The sequence below is a fragment of the Ectobacillus sp. genome, from assembly GCF_056992975.1.
On sequence record NZ_JBXKMX010000179.1, the window covers coordinates 1 to 6004 of the forward strand.

Annotated in this window: 6 protein-coding genes; all 6 read right to left on the reverse strand. The window is 39.6% G+C overall.

The window, feature by feature from the left end; translation table 11 throughout:
* A partial coding sequence (locus tag AC11ZT_RS08095; protein WP_484059113.1) for a carbamoyl phosphate synthase preATP-grasp domain-containing protein occupies window positions 1-389 on the reverse strand: 389 nt, incomplete at its 3' end.
* Complete coding sequence (locus tag AC11ZT_RS08100) at window positions 374-1471, reverse strand: carbamoyl phosphate synthase small subunit (RefSeq protein WP_379967107.1); 1098 nt, start codon at window positions 1469-1471, stop codon at window positions 374-376. The genes AC11ZT_RS08100 and AC11ZT_RS08095, both read right to left, overlap by 16 nt.
* Complete coding sequence (locus tag AC11ZT_RS08105) at window positions 1468-2754, reverse strand: dihydroorotase (RefSeq protein ID WP_484059114.1); 1287 nt, start codon at window positions 2752-2754, stop codon at window positions 1468-1470. The genes AC11ZT_RS08100 and AC11ZT_RS08105 overlap by 4 nt, the downstream gene beginning before the upstream one ends.
* A complete protein-coding gene (locus AC11ZT_RS08110) occupies window positions 2738-3652 on the reverse strand; it encodes an aspartate carbamoyltransferase catalytic subunit (protein WP_379967101.1) in 915 nt (304 codons plus the stop codon). The genes AC11ZT_RS08105 and AC11ZT_RS08110 overlap by 17 nt, the downstream gene beginning before the upstream one ends.
* Window positions 3653-3823: 171 nt before the next feature.
* The gene (locus AC11ZT_RS08115) at window positions 3824-5095 is read right to left on the reverse strand and encodes a solute carrier family 23 protein (RefSeq protein WP_484059116.1); all 1272 of its coding nucleotides are present in this window, start codon (window positions 5093-5095) and stop codon (window positions 3824-3826) included.
* 179 nt (window positions 5096-5274) lie between these two features.
* Window positions 5275-5826: a bifunctional pyr operon transcriptional regulator/uracil phosphoribosyltransferase PyrR gene (pyrR, locus tag AC11ZT_RS08120; RefSeq protein WP_484059115.1), complete on the reverse strand. Its 552-nt coding sequence runs from the start codon at window positions 5824-5826 to the stop codon at window positions 5275-5277.
* Window positions 5827-6004: the final 178 nt, after the last annotated feature.

A 6004-nucleotide genomic window follows, 5' to 3' on the forward strand; every position in this document is an offset into this window, starting at 1 on the left:
TCACGATCCTCTGCTTGTTGAATCGCAGAAAGCTTCGTACCTAATATTTCAACGCCGCATTCTTCAAGTACTCCTGATTCAGCCAATTGAACTGCCATATTTAAGGCTGTTTGCCCCCCTAATGTAGGCAAAATGGCATCTGGGCGTTCTTTCCGAATAATACGACTTACAAATTCAACGGTAAGTGGTTCAATGTATACTTTATCAGCAGTCGCTGTATCAGTCATAATTGTAGCGGGATTTGAATTAACGAGAATGACTTTGTAGCCTTCTTCTCTTAAAGATTGGCATGCTTGCGTACCAGAATAATCAAATTCTGCTGCCTGCCCAATTACAATCGGACCTGATCCAACAACTAGTATGGTTTGAATGTCTAAGCGTTTTGGCATAGTTGTTCTCCTTCCTTCTTCCCATTCTTGATCATTAGTAAAAATTGATCGAACAAGCTGTTAGCATCTTCTGGTCCTGGTGAAGCCTCTGGATGATATTGTACAGTGAAAGCAGGTGCCGAAGTATGACGAACTCCTTCTACTGTTCCATCATTTAAAGCTAGATGTGTAATTTCAAGTGGTGTATTTACAATCGATTCTTTTTCCACTGTATAGCCATGGTTTTGTGAAGTAATGGTTACCTTACCCGTTTCTAAATGTTTAACTGGATGATTGGAACCATGATGACCAAATTTCATTTTCACAGTATCTGCTCCGCATGCAAGTGAAAACAACTGATGGCCAAGACAGATACCAAAAATCGGAACTTTTCCGATGATATCTTGTATCATTTCAATTGCTTGTGGTACTTCCTTCGGATCTCCTGGTCCATTGCTTAGCATAATTCCGTCGGGATGTAATCGCAAAATTTCTGTGCTAGTAGTGTCATACGGTACAACTATGACATCACAATTTCGATTATTCAATTCTCGTAAAATGCCATGTTTCATTCCAAAATCAACAAGAACTACGCGGTAGCCACGTCCTGGACTTGGATACGGATCCTTTGTTGAAACACGTTTCACATGATCTGTAAATACAGTTGCTTTTAGCTTACTTACGATATAGTGCGTATCCCCTTCCATATCGCAAAGGCGACCCTTCAATGTTCCGTGCTCGCGTATAATTTTCGTTAACTTTCTCGTATCAATACCTGATAAACCTGGTATATGTCGTTCACGCAAATATTCGTCAACGGTCTTCTCACTGCGGAAATTGGATGGATATTCACATAATTCCTTTACGATTAAACCATTAATAGAAGGATTAATAGATTCAAAGTCATCTCTGCTTATGCCATAATTTCCAATAAGCGGATAGGTGAGTGTAACAATTTGATTACAATAGGAAGGATCAGACAAAATCTCTTGATACCCCGTCATACCAGTATGGAATACTACCTCTCCCGATTTTTCAATATCACCGCCAAATGCTTCCCCAACAAAAACGGTACCATCTTCTAATATTAGCTGTCTTTTCATGAGAATACACTCTCCTTTCGCCAAGCAATTTTACCATCTACAAGTGTCATTACAGGCCATCCTTTGCATTTCCATCCTACAAAAGGTGTATTTTTTCCTTTTGAAACAAAGGTTGCTGGATCTATTTCCTGTTCTTTTTCTAAATCAATAATTGTAAAATCTGCTGTCTTTCCTATCTCTAGGCGACCTGCACTTAACCCAAACGTATCAGCAGGCTTTTCTGACATGAGGCCAATAAGCTGCCCAAGAGAAAGGATTCCTGTTTCAACAAAGTGAGTGTAAAGCAGTGGAAACGCAGTTTCTGAGCCAACAATACCAAACGGTGCAAGAAGCATCCCTTTTGCTTTTTCTTCCGCAGTATGCGGGGCATGGTCTGTAGCTATTATATCAATTGTCCCATCAAGTAAACCTTCGATTAAGGCCGCTCGGTCAGCAATTCCTCTAAGCGGTGGATTCATCTTATAGTTTGTATCGAGGGACGGAATATCTTCGTCACATAAAAGTAAATGATGCGGCGTGACTTCTGCTGTAACGTGAATCCCGGCTTTCTTTGCATCGCGAACAACACGTACCGATTCTTTCGTACTAATATGGCAAACATGATAATGGCAGCCTGTCGCTTCTGCTAAAAGTACGTCACGGGCAATTTGTACCGATTCGCAAACAGAAGGGATTCCGTTTAATTCATGTTTCTTTGAAAAAACTCCCTCATGAACACATCCCTTATGGATAAGGGAATTGTCCTCACAATGTGCTACTATTGGCATGTTTATATCTGCCGCTTTCTTCATAGCTTGTAGCATTTGATCAGCTGATTGAATCCCTACTCCGTCATCAGTGAACGCAAAAGCACCAAGCTCCTTTAGGGATGTAAAGTCCGTTAACTCTGTTCCCGTTTGTCGAATAGTAATCGATGCATAGGGTAATACATGAACATGGGCTGTTTCTTTGATTCGATTTTGTAGTGCAAGAAGGTGTTCTTCTGTATCAGGAACTGGCTTTGTATTTGGCATTGCACACACCGTTGTAAATCCACCCTTTGCAGCTGCCAATGTTCCAGTCGCAATTGTTTCTTTCTTTTCGCCGCCTGGTTCTCGTAAATGAACATGGACATCAATAAATCCAGGAGCAATCAATTTACCTGCAACATCAATCGTTTCTGCATCGTGATCCACTATATCCTTATCTAAATTAGCAATGATTCCATCGCTAACTAATACATCTATAGGTTCCACTACACCCACTTTATTCACATAGGAACCGTTTTTAAACAAGTACCTCATTATCTATCCCTCCCCATACACTTGGTAACGCTCTTTTTATCACAGCCATTCGAACAAATACGCCATTTTGCATCTGTTTAAAGATCCGAGAACGATCGCATTCGACAAGTTCACTTGCAATCTCTACTCCGCGATTAACAGGAGCAGGATGCATAATAATACTACCTGGCTTCATGCGTTTTTCTCTTGCAACCGTAAGTCCGAAGTTTTCATGATAATGACTCATTACATTTTTTGCATATTGGTCATGACGCTCATGCTGTACACGTAAAAGCATGAGTACATCTACTTCTGGAATTAGATTGTCTAATTTTTCATAAGAACCAAAGACATTGGAATCGTCCTTCCATTCTTCTGGACTAACAAAATATACTTCCGCTCCTAACTTTGTTAGTGCTTCAGCATCGGAACGAGCCACACGGCTATGACGAATATCTCCAACAATTGCTACTTTTAATCCTTTCCAGATCTTGAAATCCTGGGAAATTGTCAATAAATCCAGCAAACATTGTGTAGGATGATTGCCACAACCATCACCTGCATTAATGATTGGAGTCTTTATTTTATCCTGTACTTCTTCAAAGTATCGATCTTTCGGATGACGGATAACAAATGCATTTGCACCGATTGACTGCAATGTTCGAAGAGTATCGTACAACGTCTCCCCCTTTTGAACGCTAGAGAATTGTGCAGAGAAATTTAAAACGTCTAGCCCTAATTTCTTTTGGGCAACTTCAAAACTGGTACGAGTTCTCGTGCTCGGCTCAAAAAACAAATTCGCAACAAATGTTTGTTCCTTTGCTTTTGACACATGACCATTTTTGAAATTTTCGGCATCTTTGAGTATTTCAGAAATTTCTCGTTCTGACAAGTCACTTATCGTTAACAAATGGTTCATTGTAATCCCTCATCTCTTCATTTTTTATCATATCATTTTAGAATATTTATAACAATATATGAATAAAAATACCCCAGCCTTTTTTCGACTAGGGTATAAAACCAAAATGATTGTTACACCCTTTTTCAGTTTCACAAAAACTATAACAAAAGGTGATGCTCTATACTATTATTATTTGCTAGTTTGTTGCTTTTTATCTTTTGGAAGGATCACATTCAAGATCACTCCAACAATAGCTGCAAGCGCCATCCCTTGGACTTGGAACGATGCACCAATCTTAAGAATCGCTCCTCCAATTCCAAGGACTAGAATTACAGACGAAATCATTAGATTACGTTTGTCTCCAAAATCGACTTTCTCATCTACCATCATGCGCAATCCACTAGAAGCGATAACCCCGAACAAGAGGATACTAATTCCTCCCATTACGGAAGTTGGAATACTACTAATTAGTGCAGATATTTTCCCAACGAAGCCGAATACGATTGCCATAAGCGCAGCCCCAACGAATACATATACACTATACGCCCGTGTAATAGCAAGTACTCCGATATTTTCACCATATGTTACACTTGGCGGACCACCGAGGAAAGACGCGATGATTGTTGCTAAGCCATCTCCCAATAAAGAGCGATGTAAGCCTGGATTTTCAAATAAATCACGTTCAATAATACTCCCGAGAACTACTTGGTGACCGATATGTTCTGATATTGTTACTACCGCTATTGGCACCATAAGGAGCGCGATTTCCCATGTAAATGATGGCGTATAGTTTACAAAAGGAATAACAAAGTTCGGAACAGAGAACCACTTTGCTGCATAAACAGGCTGCAAGTCAACTAATCCCTGAAAATAAGCAAATATGTAACCGCCAATAATACCGATTAATACTGGAATAACCCCTAAGAAACCTCGGCCAAAGATAGAAAGTATAATTGTGATAGCAAGAGTAACGAGTGCAACAATAAAGTGAGTCGCACTATATTTTCCATCAGCTGTATTCATTGCCATATTTACTGCTGTTTGTGCAAGTGATAACCCTATTACCATAATAACAGGTCCTACAACAATAGGAGGTAGTAACTTAATAATCCAATCGGAACCTGATTTTTTTATAATAATCGCAACAACGGCATAAACAAGACCTGCTAGAAAACTTCCTACCATTGCATATCCAGGACCTCCCGCTGCCTTAGCTGCAATAATCGGTGCAATAAAAGCGAAAGATGAACCAAGATAGGATGGCATTTGCCCTTTCGTAACAATCAAAAATGTTAATGTACCGATTCCGCTAGTAACGAGTGCAACGGCTGGTGATAGCCCTGTTAAAAATGGAACGAGCACTGTAGCACCAAACATGGCAAATAAATGTTGAATGCTAAGAAAGATCCATTTAGATGGGCTTGGAACGTCATGGATGTCTAATACTGGTTTTTGCATAATTATTCTCCTCCTACGCGAAATACGAAAGTACCAATTCAGGTATAATGTATTGCGAATTTATCTTTGCATGAGTGTAGTGATAATAAAAAAACTCTTTATGCTAGCTGCACAAAGAGTCATACTTGCCCCTACTTATCCATAGGAGTGCACGACCCTTTAGCAGTCTCTCTGGACTACCGTTAAAAGGGTTCTTTATCATAAATACTTACTTTTTCAATCGCATCTACTTCCGAAAGGTCAACTTCGATTCTTTCGTTTTTTGAAGTGGGGATATTTTTCCCAATATAATCCGCCCGAATGGGAAGCTCACGATGACCACGATCGACTAAAACGGCAAGCTGTATTTGAGAAGGCCGTCCAATATCCATAATAGCATCAAGTGCCGCTCTTACGGTTCTTCCTGTATATAACACATCATCAACCAAAATGATTTTCTGATTTGTAATAGAAACTGGAATATCGGACCCTTTCACCAGTGGCTCATGATCTTTCGATTGCAATGTTAAATCATCTCTGTACATGGTAATATCAAGTTCACCAACTGGAATAGAAGTTCCTTCAATCTGTTCAATGCGCTGTGCTAATCGTTTAGCAAGAAAAATCCCTCTTGTTTTAATTCCTACTAGGATGCATTGCTCAACACCCTTATTGTGTTCTACAATCTCATGACTAATACGAATAAGTGCTCTTCGTATCATCTGCTCATCTAGTACAACTGCCTTTTCTTTCATACATTCACCTCCATTTATAAACATCATGTGAGTGAGAGGACATAAAAAAAACCTTCCCGCTGTGCGAGAAGGTTTTGGATACAGATAGAGTGTGTCATCTAATCCCAGTTTATCCGTTTCCTTCTCAACCTCACGGGGCTGTGTTAAAGGACTTATTTAACTGTTATTAGTATGCCAA

Coding starts and splice junctions, on each gene's coding strand:
- AC11ZT_RS08110 (WP_379967101.1), bottom strand. CDS start 3,652: ATGAACCATTTGTTAACGATAAGTGACTTGTCAGAACGAGAAATTTCT.
- pyrR (WP_484059115.1), bottom strand. CDS start 5,826: ATGAAAGAAAAGGCAGTTGTACTAGATGAGCAGATGATACGAAGAGCA.
- AC11ZT_RS08105 (WP_484059114.1), bottom strand. CDS start 2,754: ATGAGGTACTTGTTTAAAAACGGTTCCTATGTGAATAAAGTGGGTGTA.
- AC11ZT_RS08100 (WP_379967107.1), bottom strand. CDS start 1,471: ATGAAAAGACAGCTAATATTAGAAGATGGTACCGTTTTTGTTGGGGAA.